Here is a 20,737-nt window from a genome sequence, read left to right on the forward strand (position 1 = left end):
TTGTGAACGCTCGAACTCTCGCAGCTTCGTGCAGTTCGGCGGTGAACGGAGCGGTTCAGCCGACCTTCGTCAGCCAGCGCACCGGTGCGCCTTCACCTGCGTGGCGGAACGCGTCGAGTTCCTCATCCCAGGCTTCTCCGAGGGCGGTCGCCATCTCCGAGGAGAACTTCGCCGGGTCCCCGGCAGCGCGTTCCATCACGGAGCGGATGCGGTCTTCAGGGACGAGGATGTTGCCGGCCGTGTCGGTGACAGCGTGGTAGATGCCCAGATCAGGTGTGTGGCTCCATCGACCGCCGTCGACTCCGGCCGAGGGCTCCTCGGTGACTTCGTAGCGGAGTGAGTCCCAGCCGCGCAGGGCGGATGCGATGCGAGCTCCGGAGCCTGCGGGCGCGCGCCAGCAGACTTCTGCGCGCACGAGACCTGGTGCTGCCGGCTGGGGTGTCCAGTCGAAGCGTGCCTGTGCGCCGATGGCCCCGCCCGCTGCCCACTCGATGTGAGGGCACAGCGCACGAGGTGCTGAGTGGACGAAGAGTACGCCCTGAGTCATATCCATTTCTGCCTCCTACCTCGGATACGTCTTCCCCTACGATCCGAAAGGAGGTGCTGACCACATGATAGTCGATGTTCGGCGTGCAGCCAAGCATCAAAGATGCTGGTGGCGTCGGGTGTCTGTGCCGAGCGAATGACCGGCGTTAGGCTGGCGCCATGACCGAGGAGCAGATGACCGACGAACGACCGCCGCGGACCATCCGCATGTTCCCCGACTATGCGGGTACGGTGCTGTGGATCAGCATGCCGATCGAGTACGAGGACACGGGGCTGTCCGGCGGGCTCGTCGCGGAGCTGGTGGACTGGGAGGAGTTCTACTACGACTCACTCGACTCCGACTTCAATTGGGTCCCGGAGAGCGCGGCACGCACCTTCACCGAGGAAGGGGTGCGCCTCGCACGTCTGGTCGCTGCCGAAGTCGGCCCGCAGTTCGAAGTGGAATTCTCCTCGTATGAGGACGGAGCAGAGACGGTGCATATACGAGCGGAGCATCCTGCCCAGAACCCTGCAGCGGAAGCAGCTTTCGCCCGGCTCTTCGACGAGGACGAGGCCGAATGGCGCGAAGCTCAAGAACGCAGGAAGAACAATCCGGACGGGGAATGGATCGCCTACGCTCCCCTGTCCGGCGCAGTGCTCGATCTGAGCCCGAACAATCAGACAGAGACTGAGTCCGACGAGCGGTGACGGCGGAAGTCAGAGTTCAACGACAGTGAAAGCAATTGATGCGTCTGACCGAGTCAACGAATGGCTCTGCGGTGCCCCCGGTCGGACTTGAACCGACGACCAAGGAATTATGAGTTCCCTGCTCTAACCAGCTGAGCTACGGGGGCCAGCCGAGACAACATTAGCACCATCGGAGTCCGCTTCCCCCATTCGGATCACACGTGGGTTCTGCGGAGTCGAGACACCCGGACTCGCTCCGCTCAGGCCCGCAGCTTCGCCGTTGCGGTAAGAGGTGCGACGCGAGTGAGAACGCTGCGTGCCGCGTCGACGCATGTGTAGCGGTCGGTCGTGATGTAGACATCGAAGACGGTCTGTCCGTCGCTGCCCGGGTCGTTGCGCTTCGACGCGGCAACCATGCCCGACCAGTCCGGCCCGACCACGACGACGCCGTGCTCATTGCGAATGGGATCGGACGCGTCGACGAGTCCGGTGCGCACTCCGGGAATCGGCGGTCCGTCGAAGCCACCGGAGAACATCGCCGTGAGCCCCACGGTGTCCCGGATCTTCTCATAGCGGAGCCGCGTCGCCTCGGAGAACTCGTCGTCCTCCCCGAACACACCGAGAGTGATGGTTGCGGTACCCGATGCGAGAGCACGTTCCTCCAAGGCAGCGATCTGAGCGACGAGGAGTTCGCGGTTCATCACCAGAGGCTCCCGCCGCAGTCCCTGAGAGATCGAATACGGGGTGCCCAGTGCCGGCAGATTGCGAGAGTAGTGAGAGACGAGGGCGTCTTCGCTCGGCTCGGAGAACGCCTGCGGCTCCTTCGTGGCCTCACCGAAGTAGGGTCCGGACATGAACCTCGCCCCGAGCGCCCGCACGCGGTCCAGGTCGTCCTCGGTCTCGACACCGTCGGCGAGGATGACCGCACCGGTGCGCTCGAGATGCGCGTGGAGAAGACGGTTGAGTTCTGCGAGATGAGAGTCGCAGTCGATGCGCAGAACGTCCGGGTGGAGTCCGACGACCGAAGGGTTGACCAGCGGGACGAAGGCGGTGCTGCGCAGGTCGGCACCCACGGAAGACATGCCGACTCCCCATCCCATGGCGCGTGCGGAGCGCACCGAGCGCAGCACTGAGGCCGGGGACGAGGCGACCCGGGTGGCGTCGAGTTGGAGGATGACCGAGCGGTCGGGTTCTCCGGTGCGGTCCTCGAGGGTCGCAAAAGACTCAGCTTCGGCGTGGAGGAACAGGCGGTTCGACTTCGGCAGACCGGCCCCTTCTGCCGTGCGCAGCGCAGAGTCACGCAGAGAGGCGTCGATATCACCCGTGATCGTCGAGGCGCGCATGGCGTGACGCAGGTTCTCCGACTCGGCACGACCCAACTCCGGGGAACCCGTGGGAGCCTGCAGAATCTGGTGGCCGACCCGCTGGAAGGTCAGTGCGTCGACGACGGGGGCGAAATAGGTTTCTATCCCGCCCGAGCGCACGAGTTCCTCGAGCTCCAGCTCGTCATCGGGTACGGCCTCGACCACTGTGTTTCCTTCCATGGGCTGATGTGCGTTCACAGTCTTCCACATTCGGACACAGCGGATTGTCTAAATTCCGTAACATTATTGCGCTGACAGCTGACGATTGCCTGACTCGGCCGGGCGCGGCGCGAGCGGCACTCAAGCCCGGCGGGGGCCGCCTCGGCGAACCTCGATGAGACCGACGATACCGGCGAGGATGACGATGACGGCGATCGCGACGAACGCCCCCATCATCCCCCAATGCCAATTGCTCACCGCGGTGATCGAGAACGCCAGCGCGGTCATGATCGCCAGCCCCATCGAAGTGCCGATGCGCTGCCCGGTCTGGAGCACTCCTCCCGAGGACCCGGCGTACCTCAGGGGGACCTCCTGCAGGGTGAGAGTCTGGTTGGGGCTGATGACCATGCCCTGCGCGGAGCCGATGAACGCCAGGGTCAGCAGCATCCACCATTCGCTGCCGATGCCCTGGGACAGCAGCGCGACGACGGCGATCGTGGCCACCAGACCGACGAGGCACAGCGCGATTCCCCAGACAACGAGGCGGCGTCCGATCTGGAAGACGAACCGTCCGGACACATCGGCTGAGACCGCCGAGCACAGCGCGGCAGGCAGACCGATCATTCCCGCGGCCAAGGCGGTGTGTCCCAGCCCCTGTTGCATGTACATGGCGACGAGGACCCAGACGCTGGTGACGCCGAGGAAGTAGAGGGCGATGATGATCGAACCGTTGCTGAAGCTGCGGATGCGGAAGAGATCGAGATCGACCATCGGGGGACGGCCCAGACGCGCGTACCGACGTTCCCACCGGGCCCACACCCAGATCATGCCGATGCCGATCGGCAGGGACAGCCAGATGAACCAGCCCAGCGATGATTCGACGAAGGGCAGGAGGATCAGGAGGACGCCGCCGCCGAGGAGGATGACCCCCACGGGGTCGAGATCCTTGCCGCCATCGGAATTCTTCGCATCCTGGTCGACGGCGGGTCGCCATGCTCCGGCAGGCAGCCAGGCCCGGGCGAGGATGAGCGAGGCGATGGCGAAGGGCACATTGACCAGGAAGGTCGCTCTCCATCCGAGCTCGCTGCCGAACAGTGCGATGAGGGCACCGCCGAGCACAGGGCCGATGGCCACCGACAAGCCGACGGTGGTGCCCATCAGTCCGAATGCACGACCGCGCGGCGGCCCTTGGAAGTACTGCTGCAGCAGGCCCACGACCTGCGGGTTGAGGAATCCGGAGCCCAGCCCCATGGTCACTCGGGAGATGTTGAGCGTCAGCGGGTCAGGGGCGATTCCGGCCACCAGCGAGGACAGCCCGAACAGGCCGACTCCGATGACGAACAGCTGTCCGCGTCCGAAGACGTCTCCGGCACGTCCGGCGGCGACGAGGACAACGCCGAAGGACAGCGCATAACCGGTGAGCACCCATTGCAGCGCCGAAGTGGAGGCGTCGATATCAGCAGCGATCGAGGGCAGGACGACGTTGATGCTGGACACCGACAGCAGGGACATGAAGAGGGGAACGAGGCCGATGAGGAGGATGCGCTTCTGCGTCTGCGTCATCTTCGTGCTCTCGCTCACGCGGCCCCCTCAGCTATTCGTCGCCTCTGCCTCGTCTCATCCTACGTTCATGCAGTCTGGTTCAACCCCGCTTCTCAGCATTATCCGGCAGGAACCCAGCCCAGCGCCGGCGCAACGTGCTGGGCAAAGGACTCGAGGATATGCAGGTTGTAGTCGACGCCGAGCTGGTTCGGGATTGCCTGGGTATATAATCGGTCCCAACCGAGGAAGGGACCCGACAGTGCAGGCCCGGTCAACAGACACACATGCCGCCATCTACTGCCGCATCAGTCGAGACGCCGAAGGAGACGGAGAAGGTGTCGAGCGGCAAGAACGACTCTGCCGCGAGCTGGCGACGCGTCTCGGACTCAATGTGGTCGACGTGTACACCGACAACGACATCGGCGCATCCGATCGAACATCGACCACCAAACAACGCGACGCATACGCACGGCTGATCAAAGACGCACGCTCGGGCAGGTTTCATCACATCCTCGCCTACTCGAACTCACGCCTCACCAGGCGCATGCTCGAACTCGAAGACCTCATCCAGCTCCACGAGCAATCCGACGTCATCATCCACACGGTCGCATCAGGTGACGATGACCTCTCCACGAGTGACGGGCGCATGGTCGCACGCATCAAAGCCTCAGTCGACGCTGCCGAATCGGACAGGATCGCAGAACGACAAAAGGCGGCGTTCCTCCACAACGCGCTCCAAGGCAAACCCAAACTCCAACACCAAAGGGCGTTCGGCTGGGAGCGCGACGGAATCACTGTCAACCCCGAAGAAGCAGCCCTCATCAGAGCAGGCGTCGAACGGCTCAAACAAGGCGAATCTGTCACGACAATCGCACGGGATTGGGAACGGCAGGGGATCAAGACTGCTGCAGGAAAAGATGAATGGCCCTGGCAGACATTGCATCGCGTACTCGTCGGCTGGCGCACAGCAGGAGTCCGCACCTACAAACGCGAACCACTCCGCGACTCCACCGGCGAACTCGTCATGGGCACATGGGAGCCGATCATCTCGCTCAAAGACCGAGAGGACGCGCTCGCCATGCTCCGCAAACGCGGTCTAAAGAAGGTCAGACAAGGCAAGTGGTATTTGTCCGGAATGGTTAAATGCGGCGTATGTGGCGGAAAAATGTACGGCCAACTCGGCAAGACTCGCACTTACACATGCAAACCCGGCAAAGGACACAACGTCATCACGGCAGACACACTCGAATCCGAGGTGCAATGGGAGGTCATCAACCACTACGTCGACCGACGCACACAAGGCAGGGACAAAGATGCAGCCCCGCAACAAGACGAGGAATGGCCGAAGCAGAACGAGCTCGATGCCGCCAACGCAAAGATCGAAGAACTCATGACCGCCTACCACTCGAACGAACTACCATCGAGCGTGGCGTTCCCGATGATCGACACGCAAGAACAAATCAGGCAGCAACTACGTAAGGAACGGGACGACTTTCTAGCACAACGCGCCGAACCCAAAACACCACTCGACCTCGAAACCTGGTACGACAAATTCCTACTCGAGGAAATGGCAGCAATCGTCCCGAACGAAGAACCCGACAGCTTCGACCGTAAAACGCTCGCCATGCGACAGGTCGTTGAGACTGTCATCGTCAAGAAGGGACTACGAGGGCGCGCGGGATGGGGCGATGCAGGAGCAAAACGGATCGAAATCGTGTGGCGCGGTTAAGGCGTTCCAACAGACAAACCTCAAACGCAGTAGAACGCGCTCTAAGCGGTTCACGCTGTCCTGGTGAAGATACCCACACATGACACACGAAAACCGCTTAGCACGCCGCACATGGCCGTTGAGAGGCATGTGAGCGTCACGACTACCGCGACAACACAAAAGCCGACCGCAAACACGATCGGCTTGAGTGCAAGAAGCGGGGAGTCGTCAGGTGCGCTTCATCGAATCGAGGTGTGACGCGAATTCAGTCAACGCCTTGAACGAAGCGTTACGACGAGCGACAGCCTCATCGACCGACTTCGCATACAGAGGACGCTTACGCTTCGCATCCTGCGCGAGGACAGACAACTCGTGACGGACGAGCGACACGACACGCGAGACTTCCGCAGGGTCGAAGACAACATCGTCAGTAGCAGGGGTGGTGGACTGGGTTTTCGGTGTGTTCGTCATGGATGGCATCATTGCCGGACTACTAGTAGTGTCAACCCACCCTGACGTAGTGCTGACAAGTGGAGGCAAGATCACATGCTGAACATGTCTTTACTATGAACGTGGTCGAAGGTAGCGTCACAACATGGCAGATAACACAGAGTTCAACATTCCAGACGGACCCCAGCCGGGCGCACCCGAGGACGTCCACCCCGCTGCAGTCAAAATCACGCTTATCTCCCAGCGCCTCAACGAGAACGTCCAGCGCACCAAGGGCCGAGAGCCCAACACGTTCGAGCAAACATTCGTCTTCGGCTACATCGCCGGTCTCGAGGCAAACGGCCAGGCAGTCGATCCCGACGAGTACGACAGCGTGATCGCCAAGGCGCTCGAAGCAGCGGCGCCGCTCCACGACTGAACCCGACTCCAAGACGACGGAAATTGCAGACCTCCGAGTGAGCGAAACTGCATCCTGAGAACGGAAGCTATGAGCATCGCTCCCACGCGGCCCGTAGCTGCCGTTCTAGAGGTCTAGAGACCGAAACCCGTCGAAACCGTCACTCCTGACGCGCTCATCAACTCACCGCGATTCTTGAGACTAAGCGCAAATGGAGAGGGCAAGTGTCCGAGGCAAACACGCGCCGAGTAGCGCACCATGACTCCGACACAACTGTCGTCTCACATACCGATGCAATCAACAAGTAGCGCCAACGCTACCAAGGGAGAGGAATACATACCGATGAAAGATCCCAAGCTGGCGATGCTCGAAATGTACGAGGCCGTCGAACCTGACCTCACCGAAGCACAAATGAGTTCACTCGGTATCTACGTGAGCGGATGGTGGGGAGCTCTAATGACCAACAATGATCTGCCCGAGACCTACGAAAAGGCTCAAGAGGTGATGAATCAGATTTACACACGATGGACTACCAGCATCAAAAAGGAGTGACACCAGAGCAACCCAAAGGAGCGCACACAAAAGGCCCGCACTCAACAACGAGCACGAGCCTCAAATCTAGAAGAGAGTCAGCGACTTAGCCTCCGGCCTACAACAGGTAAGGAGGAGTAACCACCCTTGACTCTCCCCCCTACCCCCCACAAGCCGCGAAGCCTGCGGGAGAGCACCTGTATCCGGTCCAGCGCCTCCGCCCCGATCAAACGAGGTAGCCAACTTCAACACGTATTGGCCACGAGATATCCAACGTCCCGGTTCACCACTCCGGAAATGCCCGACCTTGTTGCGGCATTTACCAACACACAAACGATGCCTGATCAGCGATCAGCGGGAAAATGTGTGCGGCCCGCGGGAGGGCTCCTCCCAGCAATGTGTTGCTTCGAATCGAGTTGCATTGCCCAACTCTATCCCTACCTACAATCGCCGAGGCCTCCACCTCAACGAAGGACGAACCGCCGATTGCAAAGCAACCAGCGTAGACGTGCGGCTCAAATCCCAAAACGCCCTGACGGGCCAAAACTCATACGTTCGCCAACTGAAATGACGCCCCACCCAGTGCCGAAACCATCTCCTGCCCGAGATAGTCTCGACACCGGGCAGGGCGTCATGGGGTTGTTATATCGAAACACGAAAGCGAAGTTGCGATTGACGGCTCAAATGTGAGCAATCTCATGCTCAATTGAGACCAATCTCACAGATCACCGCCATTGACGAGCCTCAACTCGCTTGCGAAACCCAGGCTGAAACTGTTCTTGATACCGACAGTATGCCGCCCAATCCTTACTGTTGACATCGAGCGGATTGTCCAACACGATCACTGAACCGTCTTGCGACAGTCGGTAACACACGTTGTACCAGCGGTAGCCCTCGGCCTCCGTCGGTCGCACCCAAACATGCTTCGGATGAAGTTCACGCCCAGCATGCTTCATAGCGATGTGATGCGAAATCCGACTCAACCAGTCGCGTTCAACTGGCCTTCGTGTACCGTGCGTTCGTCGCCGCTGTCGTGGCTTACGCGGCTTGCGTTCTTGGCGCGCCATGACCCCTCCATCTCGTGTGAAAAACATTCGATGGATCATATCGACGGCAGGCGCAGACTCTGCCCCGTGCTCTCGCAAAAGAACGGCCCGCAAGCAACTGGTGATTGCTACTTGCAGGCCGTTGTCCCACGCGAATGCCAAAAAGTTGGAGGACGGCATTCAACAGTTGCAAAGGTAGGGATGATTCGCAACGAGCGCATCATATCGGGAGTCGAACCGCGACCCCACCACCGTCTGCGCCGGAGTTCCGCTAGAGGACTGCTAGAGGTCTGCTGGGGCTTTCTGGAGGGCTTTCTAGTAGTCTTCTGGAGGGCTTTCTGGAAGTGGTCTACTTTGCTACTGGTCTACCGGAGAACCGTTGACTCCATCCTTGGAAGGCTTCGCCAAGACTTCGGGGACTTCGGGCAGCCATCACGACGGCGGCGCGCGGTGGTCCAAAGTTAGGGCTAGTAACGGTTGGGGTTTCCTTTATGAGGAAAACCAACATTCGTCTTTTGCGCCGAAATGACTCTGCATCGCACTAGGTCGATGCAATCTCGATGCCACTTTCCATGTCCCACTGTGCATCAACCACTGCATCACACTTTGCATCGCGCTCAACATCGCATCGTTCCGATATGCATCCTGCAACCAACCCACAACAACCGCAGGAGGAACCATGGCGATTCCACGAACCGAAAACACCTTCAAGCTTCCCGATCTCGACGAGAACAAGACACCTGAGAAGCCCAAGAGCATACGACTTGGAACACCGCGAGGGCGCGTAACCGCAAGCAATGCACGACTGCTCGCATTCGCCGGAATGTTCCCAGGAGTCGACAGTGAATCACTGTCCGTCCTCAACCGAAGCCAACCGAGTCGCATCAGCGCAGGCGGTGAACTCATGACCGTGAGAGGCACTGAGCAGTATCTTCGCAAGCTGTACAACCTCGACGCGCTCGAAAAGTTCCGCGACGCAGTCTCAGGAGTCACATCATACGGACTGTCAAAGCTCGGCATCGCTTATGCACACGAGTTCGACTACGACATGACACATGCAGCATCACTCGACGGCATTAGCATCGAACGACTCAAACATTACCGGATGATCGCTCGTGTCGCCGCACAGTTCGCGTCACCAGCCGGATTTTTCAAAGGCTCGCTAGGTGTAGAACCTGTTGGACTTGACCAGCTCATCAGCGAGCACGAAATGCGAGCAGCATTCACACCGGTGCAACGACAGCTCGTCGAGAACAAAAAGCAAGGCAAAAGCAACGATTACGGCAAGCTGAGGCTCGAACTCCTAAAGCGCGCACTGACCGATGCACAAGATGGGCGAATCGAATGGAGCAACCTGCTCGAAGCGCATCCGGTCTTGTACACAATCGGTTATCCACGCCGTGAGAATTCAAAGCTCAAGTACGTTCACCAGCCCGATCTTGTCATCAACCTCGACAAGGATCGCAAGCAAAAGTCGCAGAACATCCTCGTTGAAGTCGAACTGAACAAGAAGTCGTGGGACCAATACGACTCGATCCTCGCCACGTTGAAGTCCGAACTGGACAAGCCATATGTGTACGCGCGAGCCGTGTACTTCACGATCGGCTCAGGCGTCGAAACGTTGCTTCGCAAGGTTGATGCAGCAGGTGACTACAAGCTGTTTAGCTCCGGGAAGCTGACTGTTCTCCCCATCTGCAACCGCGACGGCGACCCGTTGCGTCCAGCCAACCGCGTGCGAGTGCAAACACACTGACCCAAACACACTCACTAGGCAAACAACCCGCGTTGCCATTGGAGGAACTGAACAATGATTGATCTACTCGAAACACTACTCGGAGGACTATTCGGCCCACTCGTACCGTACTTGCAGGCCGTTAAGCCATACGTTCCATTCATCATGATCGGTCTTGTGATTCTTGCCAGTGTCGTTCGCTACGGCACTCCATTCGTGCTTGCACTCGTGCGCCGACTTGTCACACGAACGCCGCGTGCGCTGTTCAAGGCGAAGGCGGAACTGCTAACTAACGATGCCATCTGCGAGATGTACGCACCCGCGAATCAATACGTCACTGACCGTGAAGAAGGCAAGAGGGGACATGCACAGTTCGCGTGGCTGTCACCGTTCCCTCGTGCGGTGAAGGCTTCAATCAAGCGCAATCCAGTGTCACGAAACAAGAAGTTCAACGCTCGCGCTCAGGTTGCTGCGGCTGCCAAGTGCATCAAGGTACGCGCACCGCACCCGGCCGACAACGTGGCCGGAGACCTTGACAAGCATTACCGAATCGACATGAAGCTCGACGGTAACGACGAGGAGCAATTGAAGCGAATGGCGGGACGGATCGAGTCCCAATTGGGACTTCACTCAGTTGAGGTCATCAAAACGAGCGACAACTACACACTGAACGTGATCGCACACAAGGAAGAGCCAGTCGACATCTTGACGGAGCGCAAGGCCGGAGTTGAATTTTTCAAGGAAAACCCCGCGAAGACTCCCTACCAATGTGCGTTGGCATTCACAGAAACCGGAGCCGTGTGGCAGTCCCCCCTTCATCACACTCTCATCAATGGCGCATCGGGATCAGGAAAGGGGGCATACATTCAGGGGACTATCTACCAATACTCTCCCTTCGTCGCGCAGGGGCTCGTAGAATTCCACGGGATTGACCCCAAAAAGGCAGAACTTAAGGCTTACGAGTACTTCAAGTCAAGCATCTTCAAGCGCATTACATCCGGATTGAAAGACGATGACATGCGCGAGCACGGCGACCACATCGCAGAAATCATCGACATCCTCGACTACCGCATGAACAACCTTAAAGTGTCAGTCGACGAAGGGAACGTCAACCTGCAACGTGACTTGCCCGCCACAAAGGAAAACCCCATGGTCATCCTCATCATCGACGAGTACCTCACGCTCTATCGAGGGCTCAAAAAGCTCGGACGCGAGGGGGCAACCCACCTTTCAAACATAGAGCAACTCATTGCAACCGGACGATCCTATGGGGTTTACATTGTGGCCGCAACACAGCGTGCAGATAAAGAGGTGCTGGGCGAAATCCGCGACAACATCTCCAACGTGGTTCTTTTGCGCCAAAAGAGCCCATACATAAACGACCTATTTTTGGGCGACGACGCCAAAGCAAGGGGGTTCGATTCAACCGCAATACCCACCAGCACCAAATCCAACGGATACGCCACCGCGGGCATCGGCTATGTTCAAGAGGAAAGCGGCGACCCCGTAAAGGTCCGTTTCGCCTATCTCGGAGACGACGACCTTGCAAGACTCATCCGTGACTTCGAACGCGAGCACGGACGTGGAGACATCGAAGCCGATCAACTCGAAGATTTCAGGGAAATTATGGAGCGACCCGACGAGAGCGATGACTTCCTCTACAACGAGGACGGCGCTCAGTCGACACCTGGGAATCTGCCGCAACTCGATGGACTCGGTTCACTGCCCGACCTGAACGACGACGAGGAGGTTAACGTCTGACCTAACCAAACACCAACGATGAGGCCGTCCATGTCCTGCATGGACGGCCTCAGCATTCGAGTGCTCAGTCGTCCCACGGGTCAAACGATTCTTCGCTTCGATACGAGCAGGCACTACAGGCCTCAAAGGAGAGCCAACCGCGAGTGCCGCTTCTGACATCAACGTGTCCAGTCAGGCTGAATCGGTACGAGCCACAATTCGGACAGCGATCCGGTTCCTTTCGCGCCCTCTTGACCATAGCCGTGGAGAGCCCGTCAAAGACGTTATGAGTTGCATCGAGGACCAATTCGGCATCCCAGCTCGTCGCATTGCTGTAGTGCTGCAGTTCGACAGCAATATCCCAAGTCTTATGCGAGATTTCCTTCAGATAGCGTCGCACTCGCCCGGTCGCAAGACTCTTTGCATACAGATCAGCCCATTGTTTGAAATCGTTTGCTTTGGGTCGCTCCCCGTCCTCAATTACCCATTCGTCTGCTTGATGCTGTTTTCCGAACGCGATTAGTGCGTCTCGGCACTTTATGCCAATACTTTGAAAGTCCTCGGCTTCGCGAGCTGTATTGAGCGCATTGACGGCATCGTCATACCGTCGCCAAGCACCCCCAATGTGTTCGAGACGGTCGTCATCCGTTTCTACACGTTCCTGGTTCATGATTCGCAGACCTAAGCCCAGGTGGAAAGAAAACGTTTCGTCGTAGCTGGGGAACCTCCCCTGCAAATAGAGATTAGTCGGGTTCGTAATCACCCACCATCGTTCGTCTAGGTTCGTGTGTACATCAAAAATCTCGTAGTCAGATCCCAACAGCCTGTAGCTTCGCACCCTCTGAACGAGCGTGACTTCGGTTCTCTCCTCATCTTCCACGATTCCCTTGTTGCTCTGTCCCTCAACGTAGTCGGCGATAGTGCGCCACTCGTGCTCCGGCAGGTCTTCGCTCATGGTTCGATCCTACGACGAGTCGGACCCGCATCGGACCTTCACGCTACACCGGGTTGTGGTGCTTGTGTCCTTCGCAAGTGATCTGTTTCTTGCGCGGAGAGTGGACCGTGTATCTAACGCTCGTTTATGGATACGTCTCGTGCAAACGGTGAGCAAACGCCCAAACCGATATTAAAAACGGTGCGCAAATCACGCACCTTAAAACGGCACGGGAGACAACCATGGAAACAATCAAAATCGGTTACGCACGCGTGAGCACCGACAAAAAGGAATCGGGTAAGGAACAGACCATCGAACAGCAGATTGAGGCCCTGACCAAGTGTGGAGTGGAGCACGACAACATCTTCATTGACCGCGGTGTCTCAGGATCAATCAACCTTGTGAAGGGTGAAGGCTGGCTCGCGTTACAGGACTTCATCGCGCAACAGCCCGAAAAGGACAACCTCGAACTAGTGGTCGTTGACGCATCCCGAATTTCACGAGACTTCCTCGGGCTACAAAACGGTCTCGACGCACTCAACAAGCAGGGCATCGGATTCACGACAACCGACGGTCGTTACAGCCGGTTCATCGCTACCGACACCATGCAACTGTTCCAGATCGCGGCCGAGGCCCTCGGAGCATCGCTGTACCGCGAACGAGTGCGCAGTGCAACAAAAGCGAAGCTGAAGTATCTCAAGGAGGTTGAGGGCGTTCAGCTGGGACGCCCACGCAAGCTCACGGACACCGACTTCATGCGCATCCGAGACATGCGAAGCAAGAAGTGGGGCTACGGGCGAATTGCCAAGGAGCTGTCTAAGAATCGCTTCAGCAAGGCTGGCAAGCCGGAAACCGTCAGCAAGTCACTCATCGTCAAGGCCGTGAAGGCAATCGAGAACGGTGGTACGCAATGAGCGTTGATGAATTCTATGAAGCGCACAGCCTTAGGGAATACGACCAGAACATCATTGGCGTAGTCAAGATCGCTAAACGCTCGAAGAGTTTTGGCGACCTAGTCTGGTTGATTCACGAGATCGACGATGGCGAACAGGTGTTCTCCATGGTCGAAGCAAACGGCGCGCAACTATTTCCCGTCGGAACACGAGTGCAAGCAGTCGTTTACGCAAGCTCAAAGGGATTCAAGGTTCGTAGCATGCGTGAACTGACGCAATCCGAGGAGGATGATGCGGGATGAACAAGGTCAGAAAGTGGATCAAGGCACACAAGCTTGCCGTCGCCCTCACAATCATCGGTTGCGGACTGTGGGCTATGACGGGCATCGACTACTTCATCCTGCTCGCACCCCTCATGCTGGTTGCAGGACTCGCACTGCGTGCCCTACCGCGAACATTCATCTGGGCGGCAATAGGCGCATACGGCGCACTCGTGATGCCCAACGGGTGGGTACTCGCCATCGTGCTCATCTTGATCGTCACGATGTGCTTCCCGGCCTTCCGCAACATCACACCGCTGGGGGACTTCAAGGCGAAAAAGGAACAACAAGAAGCCTGACGACAACACAGCGAAGCGGCGTTGACACGATTGAGGTCAACGCCGCTTCTTCATGCCGGCTGAGGCATGTGCATGGACAGCAGCACACCGCAAACCCTCGGTACGAAGTGTATACGGTGCGGTAACGCCCGATGTCTACTATTCGCGCACTTAGATCGCAAACTACTCATCGACTTCCGAAGTCCGAGTGATGTAATCAAAGGCGGGATCAAGGGGTATGTAGTCGATTGGCGCTTGCTTGAGTTCGTTCCCCGTGGCGTGCTCCCAAAAGGCCACTCTCGCGGGAAAGCCCCGGTTACGAAGCGACTCAATTGTGGGGAGGTAGTCCCTGTCGCCTGAAACGAGAAGCAGGCGGTCGCCATCCTTCATGTGTTGAAATGAGTCCTCCATGATCTGCGTAGAGATCGCTACATCTACCTGCTTTTCCTTGTTGGCCGCGTTCCTATCGAAAAGGAATACTTCGAACCCATGTGCGCGTGCAAGGTTCCAAATGGAGTCATTTGCCGGAGGACGTGAGCCAAACAGGCTGGAACGGCCAATCATCTGATCGGGTGGGCAGATCAACTCGTATAGCTTGCCGAAGTCGTAGCTCCAATCGTGGTCAGTAATCTTTCGGTTCATCGCATCCGTTGTCGACTTAGCTAGACCCTTGCGGACTGCGCTGATTCGCATTCCTTCGATCCAGACGTTTGAGTTGTCCACGTACACATAGAATGTCATTCCATACCCCGTCTATAGAGTGCCAATACATCGCTGACACGCACCGTGCCTGTGTAGGTTCACTGTATCTCTCAGAGTGCATGATCAAGCACCATCAAGCGACTTGATTATGGAAGGCGTGCGATTCTCGAAAGGAAACCGGAGCATGGGGGAATGTCTGACGCAGACTAGGGCATGTACGTGGACGGCAGTAGACCGCCGTCTCCCGCGCGAACACTTCCTTGGTGCGGGAACGTGCAGGCTATGCGCGCAGCTGCTTTCGAATGCGCATCTGTTCAGCGTTATCCCACTCAATCTCTGACTCAGCTACGTCCAGATGCGCTGCAGACCCCTAGAAATAGATTGGTCCAGCTCCAGGAATCAGACACGTCCTCATCACCTTGATGGCTGGGGAATGAAGCCACTGAAGCTGTCGCGGAGGGACTGTGCGCCGTCACCCAAATCCTTAAGTTCATCACGTAGCGCGTCAGCTCTGTCAAGTAGCCTCACAGCCTCTTCCATGATCTCAGGCGTATTCGGTATAGGAATCTTCAGCTCCATCAGACTGCTTTGGTTCAACCTATTCCGACTTGTTTTAGTTGAGCCTTGAGACTCGGCGTCGATCAATCCCACTGAGGTAGGAGCCGTCAAAACATGAACGATCCACCGAAGCAACAGGTCGTCCTGGAACTCCGAGTCCTTTGCACGAAACATCGGAAATTCGTTTGAAACGTAGCCACCGGACACTTCATCTCCAGCAATCGCGAAAGATGCACGGAACGCAAACATCCTATTGTAGATAAGCGTGCCACCTTCGACAGGCATCATGTAGTTTGCTTTGATCTCAGACCCTCGGCGACGAGACCGTACGTATGTGCCGCCGCCCCACCACCGAACACCAACCTCGGCATAAGTCTCATCGTCCTTAAGCCGAATCTTGTTTTCCTTCCATGTGATCTCTTCGAGAAGATCCTCGATCTTTGTTGCTACGAACTGGCTAGGATCATGAATCTTAGACTCTTCATAATCGGATTGGATCCTGTCAACCTCGCTGACCAACACACGTAGGTTACTGCTCGCCGTCCGAAGTGCGACTGAAAGATCTGCCGTGGTAGCAGCGATGCTTGCTGGTCGCCAGTAGTGCCTCGGATCTAGTCGCTCGCGCAGTGGCTCAGCCCATGCAAGTTCACTCTCGAAAGTCTCGCCATCGCGCCACTTCTTGTACGCGTCGAGAATCTCTATGAGATCGTTGCCGTCGACTTCCCGCCCGTTCGGAGCGTAACCCGAGTTGTGACACATCGCCATGAAAACAGGGCCTTCGTCTTCAGGTACGGAGTCTAGAGGAGAGTCACGCTTTTCTAGTAATAGGATAGACGTATTCGCCCGCCCACCGTAGCCCTCAAAGGTTTCTGGATTCAGGCTTACCATCGCATTGACCTTCGCGTGCTTTCGCATCCAGTCACGTACGAACTTCATGGACGGATTGGCGAGTATGCCGTCCATTATGACGATTGCGACAAGTCCTCCTGGATTCGTGAGACTAATCGCGCGCTCCATCGCAAGAGCAGCTCTTTCGATGCTGTTCCGGCCCCGCCCTAAGTCGTGGGAGGCGAGTATCTCGGGATCGCTCTCAGTCGCGCCAAATGGCGGATTGGTGAGGCACTTGTCAAACATCGCGCCGCCGATCCGGGTCTCTTCACTGCCGTCAGACTTTCTTGTGACAGCGTCACTAAATCCTGACTGCTTGAAAACGTTCTGGCTCGACTCACCATCACCATGCATCGAAAGGTTCATTCGGCAAGCTTGCGCTGTCCGTTCGTTCCAGTCGATGCCAAAGATACTGGACTCATCTAACGTCTTACGCCTAGTCTCTTTCTCGGCGTTCGCGACCGGCAAGCCGTCAATCATCGAGGACACCACACTGTGCCAAGCAATCAGGAATCCTCCAGTCCCGCAGAATGGATCAACAACAGTCTCACCGATTTTGGGGTCAGAGGCCTCAATCATGAAATCGACCACGTTCCTCGGCGTAAAATACTGACCCAGGCCACCGGTGAAAGTATCACCCAGGAAGTGTTCGAAAGCCTCGCCCTTTACGTCAAATTCAGTCAGGGAGAGATCGTAGTTTTCAAATTGGGCGACGAGCTGCCTAACAGTGCGAGCATTCAACTCGATCGTAGCGTCAGGATCAAAGAGGCCCTTGAAATCAGGATCGGACTTTGTCTGCTCGAAAATGCTGTGGATAATGTTGACACCGTCCGCAGCCATCGAATCATACTTTTTTAGGTTAAAGCGTTCACCGTGATGTTTCTCCTCGTAGAGCTTTGTGAACATCACCTTTGAGAGCTCGTCGAAGGCCTTTGTAGGATCGAAGCCCTCGTTGTTACGAATGGCATTGTGGCACGCGCGGAGGATCCTCTTGTAGTCCTGCACGTTTTCAACCCTGAAGAGTTCGTGACGTGCTTCGGCAACGAGGTCGCCTGACCCCATAAGCTGATTCAGTTTGGCCTTCGCAGCCGCTTTTGTAACCGACTTGAGCGGGACCTGCTTCTTGCTCAGAGTGTCGTAGGCACGTGTGTCCAATCCATTGGTCAGAATTGCGAATGGGGCTACATTGTCCAGCAGACGTGCGTAGGAAATCGCTTGCGCCGCGTCGTCCTTCTTGAATGGTTCGGGCGGCTTCGTTTCGATCACGACCAGAGCGGTCTGTCGGGACTTCTCTTCGAACATGACCGCGTCCGCTTCTATGACGCGCTTCTTGCGTCCCTGCTGCACAGAGATCGAGTGCTTGTACGCTACAGCATCTGGATCGAAGCCGCGATCGTCGAGGTCTTTCACGAGCTGGGGCAGCTCGTACCCCGTTACGTCGCCCTCGTTCGTCAGTACACCCATTTTTGCCTCTTTTCATTCGTCGTGAGGCTAGCGTACTCGACTTCCAGGTGGACTGTCTAGTCCGGATGGGGTGCATCGTCAGGGATAAATACGTGATTCTAGGCATGGATCCATCTAATCACATAATTGAGAGGTGTAGGCACATGTCGTCTTCAACGTGTTGATACTGAGGTTGTTCCAGCGCGGGCAATGCACTCAGATGGGGTCAGAGTCGGCAGCAGACCGCAGACTCACAGCACAACACAACGACTATGCGTGATTTGTGCGGGTGCGAGGCATACGTGCTTGAACCGCAGAGTAGATGCGTACCGGAGACAGACGCCGAATGGTCGAATGCAGATCGAAACGGAGGAAATTGTCCGCTGGGCTGCTGAAGTCTGGATCGACGGCTTTGATTCGAGAAGTACAGGCGTGGATGACGGCAAGCGCGATGAACCCAGTTGCGAGCTTGTCGAGGATCGAGGTGATCCCGTTCGAAAGAAGCACCGCGCTCAACAGGTTTTGGCCTGATGCTGTGAACGTGTAAGTCAACTGATCCGATTCGTGGCCAGTGCCGCCGTGATAGCCGAACATCAGAAGTGGGACCGCGACGAGCGTGCATACAGCAGCGACCAGAAGGTTTAACCGGAAGAATTGCGTGAACGTTGCAGTCCAAGCAGGCCGTCGTACTCCGTAGCCCCATACAAGCGCGCCGGCGACGTTAACTAGCGCGAACACGAGCGCCATAGGTCCATGAATCAATATCCCGAACGCGTTGCCCAGTATCGCAATTGCGACACCGCACCAAGGGCCAAGTAGGATCGCTCCTGTTGCCGTCCCGACCATGTCGAGGTACAGAGCAAGATGCAACTCGCCGACCAGCGCGTAGCCGAGGGCATTCAGAAGTGCACATAGAAGCATGACCGCGCCAACGTAGATGTAGCGCGGACGATGAGGCTTAGCTGGCTCAGTCTCCGTATTCGACTCAACGTGATTTTCAACGCGGACAAGTTCGCGCTCGCAGTCGTGCTCGGCGGTTGATTGCACCCGATAGCAACGAATCTTCCACTGCTGTATGGAATGTTCATCCTCGCCCAACGCACGCACGATTTCACCGACCAATTCAGCATTGAGCCTGCTGCGACCTAAACGAAATGCGTCATAGACCGTTGAACGCGCAGGAGCATCGGTAACACCATCACCATTGATCTGCCCACGATGCCGCCCGATTCGCCTAGCGATTTCGGCGTACGGGAGAACGCCTGCGTTCACTCGAAGGGTTCGAAGATCGCCGACAAGACTGTCAAACGTGTCTTCGGTGTGCGAGTCATCGCCAGGCTGTCGGTTCATCGACCCACTCCTTGCATCGTTCATCTACGGCATCGAACTAGGCGTCATTGTATGCGGACCCACGGAGCGATGCACCAACTTAACGGGCACGTTTGGGCTTGTGCGGGTTTGTGCGGACAGCGTCACAGCAGGTCAGGACCCACAGTCGTCCTTGTAGCGTCGAGGCAGGCAACGATACCCGACGAAAGGACGAGACTTGCACGCCACGAAACGGATCGCCGCAGTCTTTGGCGCACTGGCTCTTACATCAACGCTCGCAGCATGTGGTGGAGTTCCAAAGGAGGTTGACGCGGATCAGCCCGATCAATCGAACGGCAACGATGCAGGCGGATCGGCTGACGAGCAGATCAGCATCGCGTCAATCAACGCAGACAATGTGGCGGGCACATGCAAACAGGCTCTCGGCGAGATTGCAGACGTATACGAGACATTGGCTGTCGACGTCCCCTCAGATGCAACATTCGGCTCCACAGATGACCGGTATGTCGAAGGCGGAGGATGGAGAGACGAATACTTCCCAGAAGATTTGCTCAACGAAGACGAGCCAGGAGACGCAACCATTCGGTGCCAGGCCCCAGCATCCTACGAGGATGACTCAGGTAAAGAAATTGACGTTCGCCTCAACATCTCGATTACGGCAAATGAAGAAGGACCTAGAGGCAACACCGACTTTACCGTGAATGCAGACGGTATGACGGCGGGCATTGACTCATCGAGCAGTTCGGGGTCAGGCATGCAGGAAAAGACCAAGGATAAGTTGGTCGACCAGTCAAAAGGCGAGCAATACCTGACCGATGACGTATTGCCGAAGTTCAAGCCGTGACCGCAGAAGGAAATTCGTGTCGAGATGGCAGACAGAAAATTTCAAGGTCGCTACCGAATCAACGGTCATGACACGGTGGTTAGCGTTCCCACCGCAGGCCTGCATCGGTACTTAATTACGCAGGGCTCAGCGTGGGATGCAGTTGTTCGCGGTGATTCCGAAGCGCGGGCTCAATGGCGACACGAGTTTCTCAAGCACGCTCTCATACCCTTCGTCATTCTCGTGTTCATACTAGTGTTCCCGATTGGGTTTCACGACCTGTCAAACATCGGATTTTGGATGCTCCTGGGCGTCTTCGCGGTGGCCTGTCTCTTGTACTCCCTGCTTGCCACCGACCCGCCGCTATTTGAGGGACTGCCGGACACAATTGTGATGACGGCGGCAAGCGAGGACGCGGAGTATGTCTTTGGTGCGCTGACGCAGGAAGACCGAGACACGTTATTTCGCGCAGTGCAGACTTCGTACTATTCGACTGATCAACTGCTCGAACACCTTGGGTCCCACTACCGCAGAGGAAATAGGTACCCGTGGAAACCGCGCGGGTGACTCGCGCTCAAGTTGCAGACCGCGGACCGCAGGCACGGAAAGGCGGCGTTGACCTCAATCGGGTCAACGCCGCTTCTTCATGTCAGCCGTAGATCGTGTCTCAGAGGCAGTAGACAGCGGT

19 protein-coding genes, 1 tRNA gene and 1 pseudogene are annotated in these 20,737 nt (G+C 57.1%); 11 read left to right on the forward strand and 10 right to left on the reverse strand.

Annotated elements, in window-relative coordinates:
* Window positions 1-55 precede the first annotated feature (55 nt).
* Entirely contained in the window at window positions 56-547 is a 492-nt protein-coding gene (locus BI49514_RS11605; RefSeq protein WP_101546746.1) for a DUF3145 domain-containing protein, read from the reverse strand.
* Window positions 548-705: 158 nt separating this feature from the next.
* On the opposite strand from BI49514_RS11605, the gene BI49514_RS11610 reads away from it, so the two are divergent.
* A complete protein-coding gene (locus tag BI49514_RS11610) occupies window positions 706-1,233 on the forward strand; it encodes a hypothetical protein (RefSeq protein WP_101546694.1) in 528 nt (175 codons plus the stop codon).
* A gap of 72 nt (window positions 1,234-1,305) precedes the next feature.
* Here the strand turns inward: BI49514_RS11610 and BI49514_RS11615 are convergent.
* The 4 genes and pseudogenes from BI49514_RS11615 to BI49514_RS17020 all read right to left on the reverse strand — a co-directional run.
* Window positions 1,306-1,379 (reverse strand) — tRNA-Ile (locus tag BI49514_RS11615).
* A gap of 93 nt (window positions 1,380-1,472) precedes the next feature.
* Window positions 1,473-2,741 (reverse strand): EAL domain-containing protein, encoded by a 1,269-nt coding sequence (locus BI49514_RS11620; RefSeq protein WP_257904125.1) that lies wholly within the window; start codon window positions 2,739-2,741, stop codon window positions 1,473-1,475.
* Between the two features lie 135 nt (window positions 2,742-2,876).
* On the reverse strand, window positions 2,877-4,298 hold the full coding sequence (locus BI49514_RS11625) for an MFS transporter (protein WP_167444025.1): 1,422 nt from the start codon (window positions 4,296-4,298) through the stop codon (window positions 2,877-2,879).
* A 98-nt stretch (window positions 4,299-4,396) separates the two neighbouring features.
* Window positions 4,397-4,492, reverse strand: a pseudogene (locus BI49514_RS17020) (LLM class flavin-dependent oxidoreductase); the annotation flags it as partial.
* A 44-nt stretch (window positions 4,493-4,536) separates the two neighbouring features.
* Between BI49514_RS17020 and BI49514_RS11630 the strand changes: the two are divergent.
* Entirely contained in the window at window positions 4,537-6,006 is a 1,470-nt protein-coding gene (locus BI49514_RS11630; RefSeq protein ID WP_167443944.1) for a recombinase family protein, read from the forward strand.
* A gap of 207 nt (window positions 6,007-6,213) precedes the next feature.
* On the opposite strand, the gene BI49514_RS11635 is transcribed toward BI49514_RS11630, so the two are convergent.
* Window positions 6,214-6,456 (reverse strand): hypothetical protein, encoded by a 243-nt coding sequence (locus BI49514_RS11635; RefSeq protein WP_101546698.1) that lies wholly within the window; start codon window positions 6,454-6,456, stop codon window positions 6,214-6,216.
* Window positions 6,457-6,580: 124 nt separating this feature from the next.
* Here BI49514_RS11635 and BI49514_RS11640 point away from each other — a divergent pair, with 124 nt between their 5' ends.
* From BI49514_RS11640 to BI49514_RS11655, 4 genes are all read left to right on the forward strand, one after another.
* Window positions 6,581-6,853, forward strand: coding sequence for a hypothetical protein (locus BI49514_RS11640; protein WP_101546699.1), 273 nt, complete (start codon window positions 6,581-6,583; stop codon window positions 6,851-6,853).
* Between the two features lie 321 nt (window positions 6,854-7,174).
* On the forward strand, window positions 7,175-7,384 hold the full coding sequence (locus BI49514_RS11645) for a hypothetical protein (protein WP_101546700.1): 210 nt from the start codon (window positions 7,175-7,177) through the stop codon (window positions 7,382-7,384).
* Between the two features lie 1,704 nt (window positions 7,385-9,088).
* Window positions 9,089-10,162 (forward strand): hypothetical protein, encoded by a 1,074-nt coding sequence (locus BI49514_RS11650; protein ID WP_101546701.1) that lies wholly within the window; start codon window positions 9,089-9,091, stop codon window positions 10,160-10,162.
* A 54-nt stretch (window positions 10,163-10,216) separates the two neighbouring features.
* Window positions 10,217-11,902, forward strand: a complete 1,686-nt coding sequence (locus BI49514_RS11655) for an FtsK/SpoIIIE domain-containing protein (protein WP_101546702.1) — start codon at window positions 10,217-10,219, stop codon at window positions 11,900-11,902.
* A gap of 64 nt (window positions 11,903-11,966) precedes the next feature.
* On the opposite strand, the gene BI49514_RS11660 is transcribed toward BI49514_RS11655, so the two are convergent.
* Entirely contained in the window at window positions 11,967-12,836 is an 870-nt protein-coding gene (locus BI49514_RS11660) for a hypothetical protein (RefSeq protein WP_101546703.1), read from the reverse strand.
* 221 nt (window positions 12,837-13,057) lie between these two features.
* On the opposite strand from BI49514_RS11660, the gene BI49514_RS11665 reads away from it, so the two are divergent.
* Genes BI49514_RS11665 through BI49514_RS11675 form a run of 3 tightly spaced genes read left to right on the forward strand, consistent with a single transcriptional unit; the run spans window position 13,058 to window position 14,327 of the window.
* Window positions 13,058-13,729 (forward strand): recombinase family protein, encoded by a 672-nt coding sequence (locus BI49514_RS11665; protein WP_101546704.1) that lies wholly within the window; start codon window positions 13,058-13,060, stop codon window positions 13,727-13,729.
* The gene (locus BI49514_RS11670) at window positions 13,726-14,010 is read left to right on the forward strand and encodes a hypothetical protein (protein ID WP_101546705.1); all 285 of its coding nucleotides are present in this window, start codon (window positions 13,726-13,728) and stop codon (window positions 14,008-14,010) included. The genes BI49514_RS11665 and BI49514_RS11670 overlap by 4 nt, the downstream gene beginning before the upstream one ends.
* A complete protein-coding gene (locus BI49514_RS11675; RefSeq protein ID WP_101546706.1) occupies window positions 14,007-14,327 on the forward strand; it encodes a hypothetical protein in 321 nt (106 codons plus the stop codon). The genes BI49514_RS11670 and BI49514_RS11675 overlap by 4 nt, the downstream gene beginning before the upstream one ends.
* Before the next feature lie 162 nt (window positions 14,328-14,489).
* Here BI49514_RS11675 and BI49514_RS11680 read toward each other — a convergent pair whose 3' ends face one another.
* The 3 genes from BI49514_RS11680 to BI49514_RS11690 all read right to left on the reverse strand — a co-directional run bounded on the left by BI49514_RS11680 (window position 14,490) and on the right by BI49514_RS11690 (window position 19,247).
* Window positions 14,490-15,029 (reverse strand): NYN domain-containing protein, encoded by a 540-nt coding sequence (locus BI49514_RS11680; protein WP_219618454.1) that lies wholly within the window; start codon window positions 15,027-15,029, stop codon window positions 14,490-14,492.
* Window positions 15,030-15,422: 393 nt separating this feature from the next.
* Window positions 15,423-17,918, reverse strand: coding sequence for an N-6 DNA methylase (locus BI49514_RS11685; protein WP_101546708.1), 2,496 nt, complete (start codon window positions 17,916-17,918; stop codon window positions 15,423-15,425).
* A gap of 249 nt (window positions 17,919-18,167) precedes the next feature.
* Window positions 18,168-19,247, reverse strand: coding sequence for an MFS transporter (locus BI49514_RS11690; protein ID WP_101546709.1), 1,080 nt, complete (start codon window positions 19,245-19,247; stop codon window positions 18,168-18,170).
* A 196-nt stretch (window positions 19,248-19,443) separates the two neighbouring features.
* On the opposite strand from BI49514_RS11690, the gene BI49514_RS11695 reads away from it, so the two are divergent.
* Both BI49514_RS11695 and BI49514_RS16575 read left to right on the forward strand, forming a co-directional pair.
* Entirely contained in the window at window positions 19,444-20,070 is a 627-nt protein-coding gene (locus BI49514_RS11695) for a hypothetical protein (protein WP_101546710.1), read from the forward strand.
* Between the two features lie 24 nt (window positions 20,071-20,094).
* Window positions 20,095-20,616, forward strand: coding sequence for a hypothetical protein (locus BI49514_RS16575; protein ID WP_101546711.1), 522 nt, complete (start codon window positions 20,095-20,097; stop codon window positions 20,614-20,616).
* Window positions 20,617-20,737 lie beyond the last annotated feature (121 nt).

Origin of the sequence: Brevibacterium iodinum ATCC 49514 (assembly GCF_900169265.1) — a bacterium.
GTDB lineage: Bacteria > Actinomycetota > Actinomycetes > Actinomycetales > Brevibacteriaceae > Brevibacterium > Brevibacterium iodinum.

Coding starts and splice junctions, on each gene's coding strand:
- BI49514_RS11640 (WP_101546699.1), top strand. CDS start 6,581: ATGGCAGATAACACAGAGTTCAACATTCCAGACGGACCCCAGCCGGGC.
- BI49514_RS11650 (WP_101546701.1), top strand. CDS start 9,089: ATGGCGATTCCACGAACCGAAAACACCTTCAAGCTTCCCGATCTCGAC.
- BI49514_RS11645 (WP_101546700.1), top strand. CDS start 7,175: ATGAAAGATCCCAAGCTGGCGATGCTCGAAATGTACGAGGCCGTCGAA.
- BI49514_RS11675 (WP_101546706.1), top strand. CDS start 14,007: ATGAACAAGGTCAGAAAGTGGATCAAGGCACACAAGCTTGCCGTCGCC.
- BI49514_RS11610 (WP_101546694.1), top strand. CDS start 706: ATGACCGAGGAGCAGATGACCGACGAACGACCGCCGCGGACCATCCGC.
- BI49514_RS11690 (WP_101546709.1), bottom strand. CDS start 19,247: ATGAACCGACAGCCTGGCGATGACTCGCACACCGAAGACACGTTTGAC.
- BI49514_RS11605 (WP_101546746.1), bottom strand. CDS start 547: ATGACTCAGGGCGTACTCTTCGTCCACTCAGCACCTCGTGCGCTGTGC.
- BI49514_RS11665 (WP_101546704.1), top strand. CDS start 13,058: ATGGAAACAATCAAAATCGGTTACGCACGCGTGAGCACCGACAAAAAG.
- BI49514_RS11685 (WP_101546708.1), bottom strand. CDS start 17,918: ATGGGTGTACTGACGAACGAGGGCGACGTAACGGGGTACGAGCTGCCC.
- BI49514_RS11655 (WP_101546702.1), top strand. CDS start 10,217: ATGATTGATCTACTCGAAACACTACTCGGAGGACTATTCGGCCCACTC.
- BI49514_RS11625 (WP_167444025.1), bottom strand. CDS start 4,298: ATGACGCAGACGCAGAAGCGCATCCTCCTCATCGGCCTCGTTCCCCTC.
- BI49514_RS16575 (WP_101546711.1), top strand. CDS start 20,095: ATGGCAGACAGAAAATTTCAAGGTCGCTACCGAATCAACGGTCATGAC.
- BI49514_RS11670 (WP_101546705.1), top strand. CDS start 13,726: ATGAGCGTTGATGAATTCTATGAAGCGCACAGCCTTAGGGAATACGAC.
- BI49514_RS11635 (WP_101546698.1), bottom strand. CDS start 6,456: ATGACGAACACACCGAAAACCCAGTCCACCACCCCTGCTACTGACGAT.
- BI49514_RS11660 (WP_101546703.1), bottom strand. CDS start 12,836: ATGAGCGAAGACCTGCCGGAGCACGAGTGGCGCACTATCGCCGACTAC.